The following is an 18,147-nucleotide window of genomic DNA, read 5'->3' on the forward strand; positions in this document are numbered from 1 at the left end:
CCATGGACAACTCCGATCTCTTCATCTGCATCGATCACGTCGGCCTGGCCGTCCCGGACCTCGACGAGGCCGTCAAGTTCCACACCGAGACCTTCGGCTGGCGCGAGCTGCACCGCGAGGTCAACGAGGAGCAGGGCGTGGCGGAGGCCATGATCGGCACCGGCGAGCAGGGCGAGGAGAACGCCAAGATCCAGCTCCTGGCCCCCCTCAACGAGAACTCGACCATCGCCAAGTTCCTGACCAAGAACGGCCCCGGCATGCAGCAGCTCGCCTACCGCGTCGCCGATCTCGACCACGTCTCCGAGGTCCTCAAGGAGCGCGGCATGCGCCTCCTGTTCCCGGAGGCCAAGCGGGGCACGGGCGGCTCGCGCATCAACTTCGTGCACCCCAAGGACGCCCGCGGCGTCCTGCTCGAGCTGGTGGAGCTCCCGAAGGAGCCCGCCGGGCACTGAGTCCACAGCATCGACGGACGCGGGCGGGTGAGCCACACCCTGCCCGCGTTCGTCGTTCCGAGCGACTACGCTCGGGGAGGACGACTCAACACGTCGACGAGAGGAGTGCCGGTGTCCGCACCCAGGAGCGACTTCGACAGCGAGGAGACCGGTCTCAACCTGTTCGACGACCGGGCCACAGCGGCGGGCAGCTTCCCGCACTCGATGCTCGGCTACGACAAGCACGCCGTGGACAGCTACGTCCGCGAGGTGGAGACGCAGGTCAGCCAGCTGAAGATGCAGGTCCGCGAACGGACCCGCGAGATCGCGTTCATCAAGGCGGAGCAGGGCACCACAGACTTCACCCGCCTCGGCGCGCACGCCACCGGGCTGCTCCGGTCGGCGGAGGCCCAGGCCGGAGACATCGTCTCCACGGCCCAGGCGGAGGCCGAGCGGATCAAGACCGAGGCGCGCCGCACCGCGGCCACCCTGCGCGAGTCCGCGCAGCAGGAGGCGGACGACGTGAGGCTGACCGGGCTCGCGGGGCTGCGCGAGCTGCGCCAGCAGCAGGCCGACGCGGGCAAGTCCACCCTCGAGATGGCGCGGCGGGACGCGGACCTGATCGTCGCCGACGCGCGGGCCAAGGGCAAGGCGGTCCTGGACGCGGCCAACCTTGAGGCCGACGCGCTGCTGGAGAGCGCCAAGATCGAGGGGGCACGCCGGGCGCAGGACGCATCGCGGGCCGCCACCGAGATCAGGCTCACCGCCGAGCGCTCTGCAGAGGAGACGTTGGCCGCCGCGGCCGCCACCGCCAAGGAGTCGGAGCAGGCAGTCAAGGACCGCCTCGCCCAGGCCGACAAGGAGGCCACCGACGCCGCCCTGCGGGCCACGGAGGCACGCGAGGAGGCCCAGCGGATCCGGGCCGAGGCGGTGGCCTCGGCGGAGGAGATCAGGCTCGGCGCCACCCGCCAGAGCGAGGAGACGCTGGCCACCATGCACGCCAGGGCCCGGGACGCGGAGACCGCGCTGGAGGAGAAGGTGGCCTGGCGCAAGGAGCAGCTCGAGCGGGAGATCGCGGCGCTGGAGAGCCGCCGCGCCACCGCGCTGGCCCAACTGAGCAACCTGCGGGCGCTCGCCGAGGAGTCGGCCCGCTTCGAGGACGACCTGACCGCCGTGATCACGAAGGACGACACCCCCCAGTGACCGAACCGACCGACGACGCGGCGGAGCCGGCCCCGGCACCCGCCCCCACACCGCGGCGTCGCGGGCTCTTCCGACGCGGGGCCGGCATGGTGGCCCAGGGGGCCCGCAGCCTCCTGACCCCCACGCCAGAGCCCGTCATCGTGCCGGTCCCGCCCACCGCCGTGGACCCGCGGGAGCGGCCGGCGTGGCCGTCGCCGTTCCTGTTCGGCTTCATGGGCGCCCTCGGCGTGTTGATGGCGATCGCGCTCGCCCAGGCCGTCATCACCGTGCAGAGCGTCCTCATCCTGGTGGTCATGGCCCTCTTCCTGGCGCTGGGGCTCAGCCCTGCCGTCGAGTTCCTCACCCGGCGGCGCATGCCGAGGCCGTTCGCCGTGACGATCGTGACCATCGGGCTCCTGGCCGTCATCGCCCTCGGCGTCACGGCCCTCGTCCCGGTCCTCACGGAGCAGACCACGGCCCTCACCCGGAACCTCCCCCAACTGCTGGAGAATCTGGCGCAGCACCCCCAGATCGCGGCCTGGGAGGAGGAGTACAACATCACCCAGACCGTGACGGACTTCTTCGCCTCGGGGGCGCTGATCAACAACCTGTTCGGCGGGCTGTGGGGCGCGGGCCGCCTGGTGGCCAACCTGCTGTTCTCGGTGATCGTGACGCTGGTGCTGACCGTCTACTTCCTGGCCTCGCTGCCCACCATCAAGGAGACCCTCTACGCGTTCGCCCCGAAGAGTCGCCGCGCGCGCACCAGGTACCTGGCCGACGAGATCTTCCGGGGCGTGTCCGGCTACATCACGGGCATGTTCGTCATCGTGTCGGTGGCCTCGGTCTGCGCGTTCGTGTTCATGAACATCGCCGGCCTCGGCGGCTACTCGCTGGCGCTCGCGTTCGTGGTGGCCCTGTTCTGCTTCATCCCGCTGATCGGGTCCTCCCTCGCGATGGCCAGCGTCGCCGTCGTGGCGTTCGCCGTGGACCCCGCCATCGGCATCGCCACCATCATCTACTTCCTGATCTACCAGCAGTTCGACGCCTACGTCCTGTACCCCACCGTCCTCAAACGCACGGTGAAGGTCCCGGGCGCCCTGGTGGTGCTGTCGGCCATCGTCGGCGGAATGCTGTTCGGCGTCATCGGGGCAGTGATCGCCATCCCCACCACCGCCGCGCTGCTGCTGCTCTACCGCGAGATCGCACAACCTGCGCTGGACGCGGCCTGACAACTTGGTAGGTTGGCCCAGTGCGTTTGGTGGTAGCGAAGTGTCAGGTGGACTACGTCGGGAGGCTGACGGCCCACCTGCCGATGGCCACCCGGCTGATCCTGGTCAAGGCCGACGGGTCCGTCTCGGTGCACGCCGATGACCGCGCCTACAAGCCCCTCAACTGGATGAGCCCGCCCTGCACCCTCACCGTCGACGCTCCTGATGTGGAGGCCAGGGAGTCGCTCGGAGTGACCGAGGTGTGGCAGGTGCGCGCCAAGGACGGCGACACCCTGCGCATCCTGGTCGCGGAGGTCCTGCACGACTCGGCCCACGAGCTCGGGCTGGACCCCGGACTGCAGAAGGACGGCGTCGAGGCGCACCTCCAGGCGCTCCTGGCCGAACACCCCGCCACCCTGGGCGAGGGCATGAAGCTCATCCAGCGCGAGTACCTCACCCCCATCGGGCCTGTGGACCTGCTGCTGCGCGACGACCGCGGGGCCTACGTCGCGGTCGAGGTGAAGCGCCGCGGCGAGATCGACGGCGTCGAGCAGCTGACCCGGTACCTGGACCTGATGAACAGGGACCCGCACCTGGCTCCGGTGCGCGGCATCTTCGCCGGCCAGCAGATCAAGCCGCAGGCGCGGACCCTCGCCGCCGACCGGGGCATCGAGTGGCGCCTCATCGACTACGACGCGCTGCGCGGTCTGGACAACGCGCACGAGCGGTTGTTCTGATGGCGAAGCGCCCCTCGAAGCACCTGCGCGCGCCGCGTCCGCTGCTCTCCGGCGGCTCACAGAGCCGGGTGCATCGCCAAGGGGTGGACTACATCGTGCGCAGCGTGCCGGCCCAGCGCTCCGAGAAGGAGTACCGGTGCCCCGGCTGCCAGCAGCGGATCGTTCCCGGAACCGCCCACGTCGTCGCGTGGCCGGCCGCGCCGCCCTTGGGCGCCGAGACGGGGCTGGAACTCCGGCGGCATTGGCACACGCACTGCTGGGCGGCTCATCGGTGAGCCTGCACGAGATGGTCGTCGGGTCAGGGCCGGTCCAGGCCGTGTTTCTGCACGGCCTGTTCGGGCAGGGGAAGAACTTCGGCACGGTGGCGGGCCGGCTGGGCGATGTGGCCACCTGCCACCTCGTCGACCTGCCGAACCACGGGCGCTCGGCGTGGACCGAGGAGTTCTCGCTGGACGGCCAGGCCGAGGTGGTCGGGGAGTGGCTGGCCGCCCGCTTCGACTCCCCCGTGGCCCTCCTCGGGCACTCGCTGGGGGGCAAGATCGCGATGCGCCTGGCGTTGCGGCGCGGCGAGCTGGTGGAGCGGCTGATGGTGCTGGACATCTCGCCGGCCCGCAACGTCGCGGCCGCGACCTTCGTCAATCTCGTGGCGGCGCTCCGCACCCTGGATCTCGACGGCCTGACCAGCCGCGCCCAGGCCGACGAGGCCCTGGCCGAGCTGATCCCTGACGTCACGGTGCGCCGATTCCTGCTTCAGAACCTCCGCCACAAGGGTCAGCACTGGTCCTGGCAGGCCAACCTCGACCTGCTCGGCGATTCACTCCACGCCGTCGGCGGCTGGCCCGCCATCGAGGGCAGCTACGACGGGCCGGTGCTGTGGGTCAACGGTGGCCGTTCACCCTACGTGCAACCCGAGCACCTGGAGCCGATGCGCCGCCTCTTCCCGCGCGTGCTGCAGCTCACCTTGAAGCGTGCGGGCCACTGGGTGCACGCGGACGACCCTGACGGGTTCGTCACCGTCGCCCACCACTTCCTCACCGCGGATCGGTAGTGGCGCTCAGCCGAGGGTGACGGAGGTGATCTTCGCCTCGGCGATGGGCGAGGTCTGGTCCGCGGCGTCCACGCCTTGGGCCGCGATCCCGCCCACCACGTCCAGTCCCGCCTGATCCATGGTGCCGAAGACGGTGTACTCCGGCGGCAGTGGCGTGTCGGCCCAGACCAGGAAGAACTGCGCTCCGCCCGTGTTGGGCGGCTGCCGCTTGGCCATGGCGACGGTGCCCGCCGGGTAGGTGGGCGCCGGAACGAGCTCGTCCGGGATGGTGTAGCCCGGCCCGCCCGTGCCGGTGGCTGTCGGATCACCGCACTGGAGAATGAAGATCCCGTAGTCCACGAGCCGGTGGCACTCGGTGTCGTCGAAGTATCCCTGCTCCGCGAGCGAGACGAACGAGTGGACGGTGCAGGGGGCCTTCGCCCGGTCCAGGGTGAGGCTCACGTCACCCGCGGTCAGGTGAAGGGTCACGCCCACGGTGCCCTGATCCGACACGTTGTCGCCGCTCGGCGGGTCGACGGGGCGGGCTGGCTCCCCGTCCGACGGGTACGCGCACTCCACGCCCGAGGCCGCCTCGACGCCGCCGTCGTTGGACTCGTTGGCGTTCTGACAGCCGGTGACGGCGAGCAGCGCCGCCAGGGTCAGGAGGGTGAGGGGTCGCATGCGCACGTGCCCCAGCTTGGCATAGATTGGGGGCATGGTCACACTCTCCAAGATCTACACCCGCACCGGTGACGCCGGCACCACCCGGCTCTCGGACAACTCCGAGGTCCCCAAGACGGACCTCCGCGTTGAGGCCTACGGGCACGTCGACGAGGCCAACGCGGCCATCGGTGTCGCGGTTGCGGCCGGGGGGCTCCCGCAGCGCGTGGTGGAGATGTTGGCCCTCATCAGCAACGAGCTGTTCGACGTGGGAGCGGACCTCTCCACGCCCCTGAACCCCTCCCCGCCGTGGCCGCCGCTCCGGATCGAGCAGCCCTCGATCGACCGGCTGGAGGCCTACTGCGACGAGCTTCAGGAGTCGCTCCCGGTGCTCCGCAGCTTCATCCTCCCCGGCGGCACCCCTGCCGGCGCGCAGCTGCACGTGGCGCGCACCGTCGCGAGGCGGGCCGAGAGGGCCGCCTGGCGCTGTGTCGACGCCCACGGCACCGCCGCCGACGGCGGGGTCAACCTGCTGGCCATCACGTACCTCAACCGGCTGTCGGACCTGCTGTTCATCATGTCGCGCGCGGCGAACGGGACCGCAGGAGAGATCCTCTGGGTGCCGGGCACCGATCGGGTGAAGCCGGCCTGACCGCCGGCCGGCTCAGCGCGGCGAGTCGGCGCTGGAGGGGAAGTAGTGGCTGCCGGGTGGTGCCGACTCCAGCCAGCTCATGAGGGCCAGCACCTCGTCGCTGGCCATCGCCAGGGTGTGCACGTGGGCTGTCGTGCGGTCCTTCACCGTCACGATCACGGAGTTGTCGAACAGCGCGATGGCCTCGATGCCCTCGGGAGATCTCCGGTGCAGATAGGTCGTGGCGGCGCGCTGCAGGACCATCTGCGGCTTCAGACCGAAGGAGAACGAGCGGAACCACTCCAGGCTCTCCCCCCGGAAGCGGGCCATGCCGAGGACCCAGCCGGCCCCTGGCGAGTCGTCGCGGACCCGGTGGGCGCAATCGAAGAGACCGCCCTGGCCCGTGAGCCAGCGGCGGCGGAGGTAGAGCAGCACGAAGGGCAGCAGCACCACGGCGATGATGATCACCGCGGTCGCGACTAACTGCCACACCATCTGCTCGCCACTCCCGTCCGGGTCTCTGGGACCCTGATATGCGCTCAGGGCAGCTCCCCCGATTCGGAAGAGCCGCCCTGAGCGATGCACAGCTGTTAGGTTGTCGCCCTTTCACCGGCGCGGATCTGGGCCTGGAGGATCCGGAGATGATGCAGCTCGTCGTCGTCGGCATCACCCTGCATGGCCTTGGCCTCCAGCGTGGATGCCTCGCGGCGGGCCTCGTCCAGTCCCACCTCGTGACCGAGGGTGGCGGACTGGCTGAGCACCGACACACGCCCGTGCGCCACCGAGATGTAGCCGCCGTCGACGGCCAGGGACTCGCTTCGGCCGTCGGCCGTCACGATCTCGACCACGCACGGGACCAGGACCGCGAGGAGCGGCTCGTGACCAGGGAGGATGCCGATGTCACCCTCTACCGTCCGCGCGATGATGTTGACGGACTCGCCTGACCAGACCAGGCGGTCCGCCGCGACGACCTCGACATGGAGCGGGGGTCTGGCCACGATCAGTTTTCCTTCTGGATCTTCGACCAGTTGGCCATCACGTCGTCCATGCCACCCACGTTGAAGAACGCCTGCTCCGCGATGTGGTCCACGTCGCCGCGGGTGATCATCTGGAACGCCTCGATGGTGTCGGCCAGCGGCACCGTGGAGCCGGGGATGTTGGTGAACTTCTCCGCCATGTAGGTGTTCTGCGAGAGGAACTGCTGGATGCGTCGCGCCCGGTTGACGACGATCTTGTCCTCCTCGGACAGCTCGTCGACGCCGAGGATGGCGATGATGTCCTGCAGCTCCTTGTTGCGCTGGAGGATCTGCTTCACGCGCACCGCGGTGTCGTAGTGCTCCTGGCCGATGTACTGCGGGTCCAGGATGCGGCTCGACGACGAGAGCGGGTCGACGGCGGGGTACAGGCCACGCGAGGCGATCTCGCGGGACAGCTCCGTGGTGGCGTCGAGGTGGGCGAACGTGGTGGCCGGGGCCGGGTCGGTGTAGTCGTCAGCGGGCACGTAGATGGCCTGCATCGAGGTGATCGAGTGACCCTTGGTGGAGGTGATGCGCTCCTGCAGCTGGCCCATCTCGTCGGCCAGGTTCGGCTGGTAGCCCACCGCGGAGGGCATGCGGCCGAGCAGCGTCGACACCTCGGAGCCCGCCTGCGTGAAGCGGAAGATGTTGTCGATGAACAGCAGGACGTCCTGGTTCTGGACGTCGCGGAAGTACTCGGCCATCGTCAGGGCGGACAGGGCCACGCGCAGACGGGTGCCCGGGGGCTCGTCCATCTGGCCGAACACCAGAGCGGTGTCCTTGAGGACGCCCGCCTCCTCCATCTCGTTGATGAGGTCGTTGCCCTCGCGGGTGCGCTCCCCCACGCCCGCGAACACCGAGGTGCCGCCGAAGTTGTGGGCGATGCGGTAGATCATCTCCTGGATGAGGACCGTCTTGCCGACGCCGGCGCCGCCGAACAGGCCGATCTTGCCACCCTTCACGTACGGAGTGAGCAGGTCCAGCACCTTGATGCCGGTCTCCAGCATCTCGGTGCGTGGCTCCAGGGCATCGAACTTCGGCGCCGGCCGGTGGATGGGCCAACGCTCGGTGATCTCGATGGTGGAGGGATCCACGTTCAGCACATCGCCGGTCACGTTCCACACGTGCCCCTTGGTCACGTCGCCCACCGGCACCGAGATGGGTGCTCCGGTGTCGCGCACCTCGGCTCCGCGGCGCATGCCGTCGGTGGGCTTGAGGGCGATGGCGCGGACCAGGTTGTCGCCCACGTGCAGGGCGGTCTCCATGGTCATGGTCCGCTTCTCGCCCATGACCTCGGTCTCGACCAGCAGCGCGTTGCCGATCGCAGGGATCTGATCAGCCGCGAACTCGACGTCGACGACGGGGCCGATGACGCGGGCAACTCGACCGACACCACCGGTGGTGGCCGGCGACGTCTCGCTAACAGTGGCAGTCATTAGTTCCTCATTCGTTTGACGGCTACTCGGACAGCGCCGAGGCGCCACCGACGATTTCAGTGATTTCTTGGGTGATCTCCGCCTGGCGGGCCTGGTTCGCCTCGCGGGTCAGTTGCTCGATCAGAGCCTGGGCGTTGTCCGTCGCGGACTTCATCGCCCGCTGGCGGCTGGCCAGCTCGGAGGCCGCCGACTGCAGCAGGGCGCTGTAGATGCGGTTGGCCACGAACAGGGGCAGGAGCGAGTCCAGCACCGTGCGGATGTCCGGCTCGAAGTGGAAGAACGGGTTGAGCTCCTCCCCCGCCGGGTCCGGATCCACCGGGGCATCCTCGACGACGAGCGGCAGCAGGCGCCGGGTGGTGGCGGTCTGAGTGAGCATCGACACGAAGCGGGTGTTGACCACGTGCAGCTGGTCCACGCCCCCCTCCTCGGTGGGCTGCAGGAACTTGTCCAGCAGCACCTGGGCGATCTCGCGGGCGTTGTCGTAGGTGGGCCGGTCGGAGAAGCCCGTCCAGCTCTGCTCGACGGGACGCTTCCTGAAGTCGTAGTAGGCCACGCCCTTCTGCCCCGTGATGTACATCACGACGTCCTGGCCCTCGCCCTTGAGCTTGGTGTGCAGCTGCTCGGCCGCCTTGATCACGTTGGCCGAGTACGCCCCGGCCAGGCCGCGGTCCGACGTGACCAGCAGCACCGCGGAGCGCTGCGGCCGGTCGACGTCGACGAGGAGCGGGTGATCCAGGTCGTGCGCGCTGGCCAGGGACGAGACCGCCCTGGTCAGCTCGCGCGTGTACGGCAGCGCGGACCGGGCCGCGTTCTGCGCCTTGATGATGCGCGACGCGGCGATCAGCTCCATGGCGCGGGTGATCTTCTTCGTCGTGCTCACCGACCTCCGGCGCTCGCGAAGCTCTCGCAGACTGCTGGCCATCGACTAACCCCGCTTCTGGCGGACGATCGTCTCCTGGCCGATCTCCTCGTCCGCGAGCGGCTTGTGCTCCTCGCGCCCCACGAGCAGCTTGCCCTCGGAGGTGCGGAAGACCGTCTTGAAATCACCCAACGCCTTGATGGTGGCGTCCTTGAGGTCGTCGCCGAAGAGCTGGGTCTGCGCGATGGTCTGCAGGACGGTGCCGTTGTGGCGCAGGTGGTCCAGGAACTCCTGCTCGAAGCGCAGCACGTCGTCGACCGGGACGTCGTCGAAGTGACCCTCGATGCCCGACCACACGGACACGACCTGATCCTCGACCGGGTACGGCGCGTACTGGCCCTGGCGGAGGAGCTCGGTGAGGCGCGCGCCGCGGTCCAGCTGACGACGCGTGGCCGCGTCCAGGTCCGACGCGAACATCGCGAAGGCCTGCATGTCGCGGTACTGCGCCAGGCTGATCTTGAGCGAACCCGCCACCGCCTTCATGGCCTTGATCTGCGCCGCGCCACCGACTCGCGACACCGACACGCCGACGTCGACGGCCGGGCGCTGGTTCGCGTTGAACAGGTCCGACTGGAGGAAGATCTGGCCGTCGGTGATGGAGATCACGTTGGTGGGGATGTAGGCCGACACGTCGTTGGCCTTCGTCTCGATGATCGGCAGGCCGGTCATCGAGCCGCCGCCGAGCTCGTCGGAGAGCTTGGCGCAGCGCTCCAGGAGACGGGAGTGGAGGTAGAACACGTCGCCGGGGTACGCCTCGCGGCCCGGGGGACGGCGCAGCAGCAGGGACATGGCGCGGTACGCCTCCGCCTGCTTGGTCAGGTCGTCGAACACGATGAGGACGTGGGCGCCCTGGTACATCCAGTGCTGGCCGATGGCCGAGCCCGAGTAGGGGGCGATGTACTTGAAGCCCGCGGGATCGGAGGCCGGGGAGTGCACGATGGTGGTGTACTCCAGCGCCCCCGCGGCCTCGAGGGTGCTGCGGACCTCGGCGATCGTGGAGCCCTTCTGGCCGACGGCGACGTAGATGCAGCGGACCTGCTTCTTCTTGTCGCCGGACTCCCAGTTGGCCTTCTGGTTGATGATCGCGTCGATCGCGATGGCCGTCTTGCCGGTCTTGCGGTCGCCGATGATGAGCTGGCGCTGGCCGCGGCCGATCGGGATCATCGCGTCGATGGCCTTGAGGCCGGTCTGCAGCGGCTCGCGCACCTCCTGGCGGTCCATGACGCCGGCGGCCTGAAGCTCGAGCGCGCGCCGCCCGTCGATGTCGGTGATCTCGCCCAGGCCGTCGATCGGGTTGCCCATGGCGTCCACGACGCGGCCGAGGTAGCCGTCGCCGACCGGGACGGAGAGCACGTCGCCCGTGCCGTGCACGATCGAGCCCTCGTCGATGCCCTCGGAGTCTCCGAGGACGACGACGCCGATCTCACGCTCGTCCAGGTTGAGTGCGATGCCCAGAGTGCCGTTCGCGAAGCGCAACAGCTCGTTCGCCATCGCCGAGGGCAGACCCTCGACCCGCGCGATGCCGTCTCCCGAGGTCACGACGGTGCCGACCTCGGTCCGTGAAGCGGCCTGGGGCTGGTAAGACTGGACGAAGTCGTCCAGCGCGCTACGGATCTCGTCCGGACTGATGGTGAGTTCAGCCATTGCGTTATCTACTTTCGTCTAACGGGAGTTGAGTTGCCGACGCGCCTGGTCAAGCCGGGCGGCAACGGTTGATTCGATGACGTCGTCGTCGATGGCCACATTCATGCCGCCGAGGACCGAGGGGTCCACGTCGATCTGCAGGGATACGGTGCGGCCGATCTGGGCCTCCAGCGCCTTCTTGAGCCGCGCGACGCGCGCCTCGTCGAGGGGCCTGGCCACCGTGACGCGGGCGATCTTCTCACCGGCCACGTCGGCGGCCATCTCCAGGATGGCGCCCACCGTCTGCCCGATGTTGCGGCGCCTGGCCCTGACCGCCCGCGCGGCGAGCGTGCGGGTGACCGGATGGACCTTGCCCGCGATCAGCGTGTCCACGAGGGACTTCTTGGCCTCGACGGGGTAGGTCTGGTTGCGCAGCGTCCCGGCAAGCTCGGGGGACGAGTCGATGGTGGCCGCCAGCGCGTGCAGCTGGTCCGACACCTCGTCGATATCGCCGTTCCGGTGGGCCGACTGGAGCGCCAGGCGGATGCCCTGCCGCTCGATTCCGGCCACCATGTCCGCGCCGCTGCCCCAGGAGGCACGCAGCACCTCCGAGAGGACGGCGAGCGTCGACGCCGACACGCGACCGCCGAACAGGCGCGTGGCCAGCCCCGAGCGGTCCTCGAACGAGGCCGACGGGTCCGACAGGGAACGACGCAGCATCGGCTGGCCGTCGATCAGGTCGACGACGGCGAACAGCTCGCTCGCCGTGGCGACATCGGGAGAGATGCCGTCCACGGTTGAATCGAGTCCAGCGGGTGCGGCGCCGCGGGCCATCATCGGGCCTGACCCGCCGACTCGAGCTCAGCCAGGAACCGGTCCACGGTGCGCATGGCGCGCTCGTCGTCGGTCAACGACTCGCCGACGATCTTGCCGGCCAGGACGGTGGCCATGCCACCGACCTCACCCCTGAGGTCGTGGACGAGCTGCGCCCGCTCGGCCTCGAGCTGCACGCGGCCGGCCTCGAGAATCCGCTGGGACTCCTTGGCAGCCTTGTCGCGGGCCTCGGCCAGCACCGTCGCGGACTGGTTCTTCGCGTCCTCGCGGATGCGTGCGGCCTCTTCGCGGGCAGCGGCCAGCTGGTCGCTGTATTCGGCGAGCGCAGCCTCGGCCTTGGCTTCCGCCGCCGCCGCCCGCTGCATGCCGCCCTCGATCTTGTTCGAGCGCTCCTCGTACATCTTCTCGAAGGCCGGTACCACGGCCTTGCGCATCAGCACGTAGATCAGCAGCATCAGGACGATGCCGACGACGATCTCCGAGAGATAGTGGGGCAGAAGGGGCCCCAGATCGATCTCGAGAAGCGCCCCGGTGAAGGGGAACATGATGCTGCTCAGAGGACGAAGGCGAGGGCGATGGCGATGATGGCGAGAGCCTCAACCACGGCGAAGCCGATGAAGGCGGTGCCCATCATGGCGCCACGAGCCTCAGGCTGGCGGGCGGTGCCGTTGATGACCGACGCGAAGATCCAGGCGACGCCGAGGGCCGGCGCGATCGTGGCGATCGCGTAGCCGATCATGTTCAGCGAGCCGGTGATTTCGAGGAGGGACATTGATTTTTCCTTTCGGATGGCTTCTGAGAACGGGCTTGTTTCTCAGGAGTCGGGTTGACTTTAGTGCGCCTCGGCGATCGAGGTGGACACGTACTGGGCGGTGAGGACCGTGAAGATGTAGGCCTGCAGGGCGCCGATGAACAGCTCCAGGCAGAGGATGATGAGGCTGAACGCGAGCGAGACGCCACCGGCCACGTTGAAGAACAGGTTGTCCTGCACCGTGAGCAGGTAGCCGCCGCCCACCACGAACACCATGACCACGAGGTGGCCGGCGAACAGGTTGGCGAAGAGACGCAGGGCCAGCGTGATGGGACGCGTGACGAAGGTGGCCAGGAACTCCAGCGGGATCACCAGCACGAGGAGGTATCCGGGCACTCCCTCTGGGATGAGCGCCTTCTTCAGGAAGCCTCCGAAGCCCCACTTCCTGAACCCGGCTCCCACATAGATGAGCCACGACAGGATGGCCAGGCCGTAGGCGTAGCCGACATTGGAGAACGTGGGGTACATGAAGAGGAAGAACTCGCCGAACCAGTTGTTCACCAGGATGAAGGAGAACAGGCCCAGGAGATAGGGAAGGAACTTCTTGAAGTCGTGGTGGAGGATGTCGCGCGCGATGCCGTTGCGCACGAACTCGTAGACGTACTCGGCGAAGAACTGGCTCTTGGTGGGCTTGACCTTCAGGTTCCGCGACGCCACCCACCAGAAGATCATGACCAGTGCCGCGCCGATCAGGGCCTGGAAGAACGGCTTGTTCATCCAGTCCGGCAGCACGCCCGGCCAGACGGAGTACCACAGGAAGTCGTCGGTGCCTGGGGGGTGGTATCCGCCCTCGCTACCGGTCTCCATCGGAAGTAGCCCCAGTGTCACGTACCGCTCCCGTATCGCTTGATGATGAGGTAGAGGCTGGTCACCAGGCCGAGGATCAGGCCGAGCGGCAGCAACCACGAAGTATTCAGGAAGTAGTCCCCGACCCAACCGAGGCCACCGTAGAAGATGATCCCGCTGAGCAGGTAGCTGAGCACGAGCATGCCGTCATCCGAGCGCCCTCCAGGACCTTCTGGCGCGTTCCCTGACGGTGAGTTGCCCATGTCGTGAGTGAGCCTAGCGGAAACGCGGCGCCGAATCATATTCCGTCGGGGGTCAGTCCACCGAGGGGGGGTGGTAATCGGTGTCGTAGACCGGCACCCTCTGACGCGACGCCACCAGCACCACCCCGGTGACCCACGCGAGCACGGTGCCTGCCACGCTGAGGAGCAGCCAGCCGTCCCTCACCAGCGGGGCGACGGCGGGATGGCTGAGGATGAACCACAGCCCGGCCGCGATTCCGATCACCCGCACCGCGTAGCTGACCAGCACCAGAGCCATGCCCTGGAAGTCGGCCAGCTCCGAGGCCACCACCTCGATGGCCTGACCCACGGAGTAGAAGATGACGACGGCGGCGAACCCGAGCGCCGCCGTGACAGCGGCCGGAGCACCGCCGAGCGCCAGCGCCAGCCCGATCACGGTCAGGCCGACGGTATGGCCGCCCACCAGGCCGCCGATCATCATCTGCCGCGCGCGCCTGGTGGCGTCGGTGACCCGTCGCTCAGCCACGGCGCTCGTCGGCGGTCACGTCGGGATCGGCGCCGGCCTCGACCGGAGCGGAGCGCACCGGACGGATCGTCAGCGCGAGGACCGTCAGCAGCGCGAGCGCGACAACCCACCCCATGTAGGGCCAGCTCGACAGCGCCATCACCACGAGGCCCACCGACACCACGGCCGTCCAGCCGTACATGAGCAGCACGGCGCCCCAGTGCGAGTGGCCCATCGCCAGCAGCCTGTGGTGGAGGTGCTGCTTGTCGGCGTGGAAGACGTGCTGCCCCTTCCACGTGCGCCGTGCCCAGGCGAGAATCAGGTCGGCGATGGGCAGCGCGAGCGCGGCGAGGGGCAGCAGGATGGGCAGCAGCGCGGGCAGCAGGTTGCCGTCGTTCTGATCCGTCGCTCCCGGGTCGAGTTGGCCGGTGAACGAGATGGCGCTCATGGCCATGAGCAACCCGAGCAGCATCGCACCCGAGTCCCCCATGAACATCTTCGCCGGGTGGAAGTTGTGCAGCAGGAAGCCCGCCGCGATTCCGCAGGTGGCCACCGTGATGAGGCTGGCCGTTGTGGCCCGGACCAGCTCCTGCTCATAGGCCAGCACATAGGTGTAGCTGAAGAACGCCCCGGAGCCGATGGTGACCACACCGGCGGCGAGGCCGTCGAGCCCGTCGACGAAGTTGACCGCGTTGACGCACAGGGCGATGAAGAAGACGGTGATCAGGATGCTGCTGGCGTCGTCCAGGGCGACGATCCGGTTCGGCAGAGGGATCCAGTAGATCCGCACCCCCTGCAGCACCGCGACGCCCGCGGCCAGCACCTGTCCCCCGAGCTTGACCAGTGCGGGCATGTCGTACTTGTCGTCGAGGACGCCGATGACCGTGATGATGAGGCCGGCCCACACCACCGCCCACGCGTCGTGTTCCACCGTGGTGTAGCGGCCCAGGAACGGCATCTGGAGGGCCAGCAGGAAGGCCACGACCAGGCCACCGAACATCGCCACGCCGCCGAAGTACGGGATGGGCTCGGTGTGGACGTCGCGGCTGCGCACCGTCGCGAGCGCCCCCGTGCGCACCGCGATGCTCCGGGCCAGGCCGGCCAGGAGATAGGTCGTGCCGCCGGCGACCAGCAGCACAAGGAGGTATTCGCGCATGTGCGGGTTAGCCCTGTTCGATCTCCGGGGCGACCTCGAGCAGGGCCTCGAGCGGGAGCGCGCCCTGGCGCAGCACGCGTCCCCCGGCGACGGAGGCGAAGTCGACGATGGTGGAGGCCACTCCCCCGGTGACCGGGCCGCCGTCGAGGTAGACCGCGACCCGCTCCCCCAGCTGATCTCTGGCCTCGTCGCAGGTCAGCGCCGCCGGCTGTCCGGACACGTTGGCCGAGCTGACCGCCAGGGGGCCGGTGCGGCGCAGGAGGGCCCGGGCACCGTCGTGATCGGGGACGCGCACCGCGACCGTGCCCTTCGTCTCCCCCAGCGACATGCCCGAGCGCGGCTGCGCCTTGAGGATAAGCGTGAGCGCCCCCGGCCAGAAGGCCTTGGCCAGGGCCGCGGCGCCCGCGGGCACCTCGTCGGCGATGGCCCGGAGCATGGACGGCTCGGCGATCAGGACCGGCGGCGGCATGTCGCGGCCGCGCTCCTTGGCGTCCAGCAGGCCCTGAACCGCGTCGGCGTCGAACGCGTTGGCGCCGATTCCGTACACGGTGTCGGTGGGGAGCACGACGCACCGGCCGCCGCGAACGGCTTCAGCCGCCGCCGCCAGGCCTGCCTCGTGGTCGGTGCTGAGGTTGAACACGTCGGTCACGGGGCAATCCTGCCATGGGCGGGCAGCCTGACGCCCGTGACGTACCGGGGGCGGCCGGTGAGGTCCGGCCGGGAGGTGACGTCGCCGAAGCCGGCCGCGGCCACGAGCGAGACGACCTCCGCGGCGTGGCTCTCGTCGTGCTCGGTGGCCAGTAGCCCGTCGGGCCGGAGCAGCCTCGCCGCGACACCCGCGACCACGCGGAGGGCGTCCAACCCGTCGGCTCCGGAGAACAGGGCGAGCTCCGGGTCGTGGTCCACCACGTCGGTGGGGAGCAGCCCGCGATGCGTCTCTGGGATGTAGGGGGGGTTGGCGATCACGAGGTCGACGGCGCCGTCCAGGTGCCGGAACGCCCCAGCCATGTCACCCTGCACCGCGTCCACGCCCAGCCCCTCGAGGTTGCGCGTGAGGTAGGCGAAGGCGTCGGCCGACAGCTCGACGGCGTGCGCCTCGACCCCGCCGAGCTCCCTGACGATCGACGCGGTGATGGCCCCCGAGCCGGCGCACAGCTCGACGACCCGACGAGAGCCCACGGGCCGCTCGGCGAGGCGCGCCAGGGCCCAGCCCACCATCTCCTCGGTCTCCGGCCGGGGGATGAACACCCCCGGGCCGACGGCGAGGGTCTCGTAGCGGAAGTGGGCCTCGCCGGTGAGGTGCTGCAGGGGCACGCCCTCGGCGCGACGCCGCGCCAGCTCGTCGATGGCGGCCAGCTGGGCGGCGGTGACGCTCCCGATCCGCAGCAGCCCCGACGGTTCCACGCCCAGGACGTGGGCGACCAGCTGCCGCGCCTCCGGACCGGGGCTCGGCGAGCCGGCCCGGGCGAGACGGGCCGCGACCTCGAAGGCGACCTCCGTCACCCGCCCACCCCTGCCAGCCGCTCGGCCAGGTCCTGCTCCGCCAGCGCGTCCAGCAGGGGCGTCATCGCCCCCTCGAGGAACTGGTCGAGGTTGTGGGCCTTGTACCCGATGCGGTGGTCCGTGATCCGGTTCTCGGGATAGTTGTAGGTGCGGATGCGCTCGGAGCGGTCCACGGTGCGGACCTGGGACTTGCGCGCCTCGGAGGCCGCCGAGGCGGCCTCGGCCTCCGCCAAGGCGGTGATCCGGGCGCGGAGCATGCGCATGGCCGAGTCGCGGTTCTGCAGCTGGGACCGCTCGTTCTGGCAGGACACCACCGTGCCCGTCGGCAGGTGCGTGATCCGCACCGCGGAGTCGGTGGTGTTGACGCCCTGGCCACCCGGGCCGGAGGCGCGGAAGACGTCGATGCGGAGGTCGTCGTCGTTGATCTCCACCTCGTCGGCCTCGACGTCGGGCATCACCATCACCCCCGCCGCGGAGGTGTGGATGCGTCCCTGTGACTCGGTGACCGGCACGCGCTGCACGCGGTGCACGCCGCCCTCGAACTTGAGCCTGCCGTACGGGCCGAAGCCGCTGCCCGCCGCCGCCTTCACCGCGACGGTCACTGACTTGTAGCCCCCCAGATCGGTCTCCTGCGAGTCCAGCAGCTCCACCTTCCAGCCGACCTGCTCCGCGTAGCGGGTGTACATCTTCAGCAGGTCCCCGGCGAACAGGGCCGACTCGTCGCCGCCCTCCCCCGACTTGATCTCCACCAGCGCGTCGGCGTCGTCGTTGGGGTCCCGGGGGGCGAGGAGCCTGGTCAGCCGTGCGGTGGCCACCTCCAGCTGCGCGTCGAGGTCCGCCACCTCGTCGGCGAACGACGAGTCGTCGGCGGCCAGCTCGACGGCGGCCTCACGGTCCTCGGTCAGCCGGCGGAACAGGTCGATCCCCTCGACGATGGGCCGCAGCGCCGCGTAGCGCCGACCGACCCTCCGCGAGCGGGCCACGTCCGAGTGCAGTGCGGGGTCCGAGAGCTGCGCCTCGAGATCACGGAACTCGTCGACGAGGGGCTGGGCGTTGTCGAACATCACGGACTCCTTCTGTGGCGGCAAACGAAACGGGCGCCGGGCGGGTCGCAACCCTCCCGACGCCCGAGCGTGAAGCTAGGACTTCTTCGCGTACCGCTTCTCGAAGCGGGCCACGCGGCCACCGGTGTCGAGGATCTTCTGCTTGCCGGTGTAGAACGGGTGGCACTCGGCGCAGACGTCGGCGCTGAGCGCGCCCTTCTTGCTGGTGCTCTTGGTGGTGAACGTGTTGCCACAGGTGCAGTGGACCTGGGTCTCGACGTAATCAGGGTGGATGCCCTGCTTCATGGTCACTCCTTGAATCGATGGCCGGGTCGCTGGCCCTGGTGGGCCTGGAGGATGCGTGAACCGGCGCGACCCCCAATTGTGCCTCGCCGGC

General features: G+C 69.4%; 23 protein-coding genes and 1 pseudogene. 7 read left to right on the forward strand and 17 right to left on the reverse strand.

What is annotated here, in order from left to right; genetic code table 11:
- The first annotated feature begins 2 nt into the window (after nucleotides 1-2).
- The 6 genes from mce (at nucleotide 3) to ACZK5D_RS05985 (ending at nucleotide 4,606) form a co-directional block, all read left to right on the forward strand.
- Entirely contained in the window at nucleotides 3-452 is a 450-nt protein-coding gene (mce, locus tag ACZK5D_RS05960) for a methylmalonyl-CoA epimerase (RefSeq protein WP_463664639.1), read from the forward strand.
- A gap of 111 nt (nucleotides 453-563) precedes the next feature.
- Nucleotides 564-1,634, forward strand: coding sequence for a DivIVA domain-containing protein (locus tag ACZK5D_RS05965; protein ID WP_463664640.1), 1,071 nt, complete (start codon nucleotides 564-566; stop codon nucleotides 1,632-1,634).
- On the forward strand, nucleotides 1,631-2,842 hold the full coding sequence (locus ACZK5D_RS05970; protein ID WP_463664641.1) for an AI-2E family transporter: 1,212 nt from the start codon (nucleotides 1,631-1,633) through the stop codon (nucleotides 2,840-2,842). The genes ACZK5D_RS05965 and ACZK5D_RS05970 overlap by 4 nt, the downstream gene beginning before the upstream one ends.
- A gap of 20 nt (nucleotides 2,843-2,862) precedes the next feature.
- Nucleotides 2,863-3,558, forward strand: a complete 696-nt coding sequence (gene nucS / locus ACZK5D_RS05975; RefSeq protein ID WP_463664642.1) for an endonuclease NucS — start codon at nucleotides 2,863-2,865, stop codon at nucleotides 3,556-3,558.
- The gene (locus ACZK5D_RS05980; RefSeq protein WP_463664643.1) at nucleotides 3,558-3,833 is read left to right on the forward strand and encodes an Rv1322 family protein; all 276 of its coding nucleotides are present in this window, start codon (nucleotides 3,558-3,560) and stop codon (nucleotides 3,831-3,833) included. The genes nucS and ACZK5D_RS05980 overlap by 1 nt, the downstream gene beginning before the upstream one ends.
- Entirely contained in the window at nucleotides 3,830-4,606 is a 777-nt protein-coding gene (locus tag ACZK5D_RS05985; RefSeq protein WP_463664644.1) for an alpha/beta fold hydrolase, read from the forward strand. Before ACZK5D_RS05980 ends, ACZK5D_RS05985 begins: the two co-directional genes overlap by 4 nt.
- A 6-nt stretch (nucleotides 4,607-4,612) precedes the next feature.
- On the opposite strand, the gene ACZK5D_RS05990 is transcribed toward ACZK5D_RS05985, so the two are convergent.
- Nucleotides 4,613-5,302 (reverse strand): peptidylprolyl isomerase, encoded by a 690-nt coding sequence (locus ACZK5D_RS05990; RefSeq protein ID WP_463664645.1) that lies wholly within the window; start codon nucleotides 5,300-5,302, stop codon nucleotides 4,613-4,615.
- Between ACZK5D_RS05990 and ACZK5D_RS05995 the strand changes: the two genes are divergently transcribed.
- Nucleotides 5,301-5,897, forward strand: a complete 597-nt coding sequence (locus tag ACZK5D_RS05995) for a cob(I)yrinic acid a,c-diamide adenosyltransferase (RefSeq protein WP_463664646.1) — start codon at nucleotides 5,301-5,303, stop codon at nucleotides 5,895-5,897. The genes ACZK5D_RS05990 and ACZK5D_RS05995 overlap by 2 nt on opposite strands.
- 12 nt (nucleotides 5,898-5,909) lie before the next feature.
- On the opposite strand, the gene ACZK5D_RS06000 is transcribed toward ACZK5D_RS05995, so the two are convergent.
- The 16 genes and pseudogenes from ACZK5D_RS06000 to rpmE form a co-directional block, all read right to left on the reverse strand.
- A complete protein-coding gene (locus tag ACZK5D_RS06000; RefSeq protein WP_463664647.1) occupies nucleotides 5,910-6,371 on the reverse strand; it encodes a DUF2550 domain-containing protein in 462 nt (153 codons plus the stop codon).
- Nucleotides 6,372-6,466: 95 nt separating this feature from the next.
- Nucleotides 6,467-6,874 carry a F0F1 ATP synthase subunit epsilon gene (locus tag ACZK5D_RS06005; RefSeq protein ID WP_458993839.1) on the reverse strand — a complete coding sequence of 136 codons (408 nt, stop codon included), beginning with the start codon at nucleotides 6,872-6,874 and terminating at the stop codon, nucleotides 6,467-6,469.
- Nucleotides 6,875-6,876: 2 nt separating this feature from the next.
- Nucleotides 6,877-8,328, reverse strand: a complete 1,452-nt coding sequence (gene atpD / locus ACZK5D_RS06010; RefSeq protein ID WP_463664648.1) for a F0F1 ATP synthase subunit beta — start codon at nucleotides 8,326-8,328, stop codon at nucleotides 6,877-6,879.
- Between the two features lie 22 nt (nucleotides 8,329-8,350).
- A complete protein-coding gene (locus ACZK5D_RS06015; RefSeq protein WP_463664649.1) occupies nucleotides 8,351-9,250 on the reverse strand; it encodes a F0F1 ATP synthase subunit gamma in 900 nt (299 codons plus the stop codon).
- Between the two features lie 3 nt (nucleotides 9,251-9,253).
- Nucleotides 9,254-10,891, reverse strand: coding sequence for a F0F1 ATP synthase subunit alpha (gene atpA / locus ACZK5D_RS06020; protein ID WP_463664650.1), 1,638 nt, complete (start codon nucleotides 10,889-10,891; stop codon nucleotides 9,254-9,256).
- 18 nt (nucleotides 10,892-10,909) lie between these two features.
- Nucleotides 10,910-11,665, reverse strand: coding sequence for a F0F1 ATP synthase subunit delta (locus tag ACZK5D_RS06025; RefSeq protein WP_463664651.1), 756 nt, complete (start codon nucleotides 11,663-11,665; stop codon nucleotides 10,910-10,912).
- 38 nt (nucleotides 11,666-11,703) lie between these two features.
- Nucleotides 11,704-12,249 (reverse strand): F0F1 ATP synthase subunit B, encoded by a 546-nt coding sequence (locus ACZK5D_RS06030; RefSeq protein ID WP_463664652.1) that lies wholly within the window; start codon nucleotides 12,247-12,249, stop codon nucleotides 11,704-11,706.
- An 8-nt stretch (nucleotides 12,250-12,257) separates the two neighbouring features.
- Nucleotides 12,258-12,476, reverse strand: coding sequence for an ATP synthase F0 subunit c (locus tag ACZK5D_RS06035; RefSeq protein ID WP_182784116.1), 219 nt, complete (start codon nucleotides 12,474-12,476; stop codon nucleotides 12,258-12,260).
- Between the two features lie 60 nt (nucleotides 12,477-12,536).
- Nucleotides 12,537-13,322, reverse strand: a complete 786-nt coding sequence (atpB, locus tag ACZK5D_RS06040; RefSeq protein WP_463664653.1) for a F0F1 ATP synthase subunit A — start codon at nucleotides 13,320-13,322, stop codon at nucleotides 12,537-12,539.
- A 17-nt stretch (nucleotides 13,323-13,339) separates the two neighbouring features.
- Complete coding sequence (locus ACZK5D_RS06045; protein ID WP_463664654.1) at nucleotides 13,340-13,504, reverse strand: hypothetical protein; 165 nt, start codon at nucleotides 13,502-13,504, stop codon at nucleotides 13,340-13,342.
- A 112-nt stretch (nucleotides 13,505-13,616) separates the two neighbouring features.
- The gene (locus ACZK5D_RS06050) at nucleotides 13,617-14,069 is read right to left on the reverse strand and encodes a hypothetical protein (RefSeq protein ID WP_463664655.1); all 453 of its coding nucleotides are present in this window, start codon (nucleotides 14,067-14,069) and stop codon (nucleotides 13,617-13,619) included.
- Nucleotides 14,062-15,204 carry an MraY family glycosyltransferase gene (locus ACZK5D_RS06055; RefSeq protein WP_463664656.1) on the reverse strand — a complete coding sequence of 381 codons (1,143 nt, stop codon included), beginning with the start codon at nucleotides 15,202-15,204 and terminating at the stop codon, nucleotides 14,062-14,064. Before ACZK5D_RS06055 ends, ACZK5D_RS06050 begins: the two co-directional genes overlap by 8 nt.
- Before the next feature lie 19 nt (nucleotides 15,205-15,223).
- Nucleotides 15,224-15,853 (reverse strand): annotated as a pseudogene (locus ACZK5D_RS06060) (L-threonylcarbamoyladenylate synthase); the annotation flags it as partial.
- On the reverse strand, nucleotides 15,850-16,707 hold the full coding sequence (prmC, locus tag ACZK5D_RS06065; RefSeq protein WP_463664657.1) for a peptide chain release factor N(5)-glutamine methyltransferase: 858 nt from the start codon (nucleotides 16,705-16,707) through the stop codon (nucleotides 15,850-15,852). The pseudogene ACZK5D_RS06060 and the gene prmC, both read right to left, overlap by 4 nt.
- Nucleotides 16,704-17,771, reverse strand: a complete 1,068-nt coding sequence (prfA, locus tag ACZK5D_RS06070) for a peptide chain release factor 1 (RefSeq protein ID WP_463664658.1) — start codon at nucleotides 17,769-17,771, stop codon at nucleotides 16,704-16,706. The genes prmC and prfA overlap by 4 nt, the downstream gene beginning before the upstream one ends.
- A gap of 75 nt (nucleotides 17,772-17,846) precedes the next feature.
- Nucleotides 17,847-18,056 carry a 50S ribosomal protein L31 gene (gene rpmE, locus ACZK5D_RS06075; RefSeq protein WP_458993827.1) on the reverse strand — a complete coding sequence of 70 codons (210 nt, stop codon included), beginning with the start codon at nucleotides 18,054-18,056 and terminating at the stop codon, nucleotides 17,847-17,849.
- Nucleotides 18,057-18,147: the final 91 nt, after the last annotated feature.

It is taken from the genome of Tessaracoccus yangjingae (assembly GCF_055326235.1).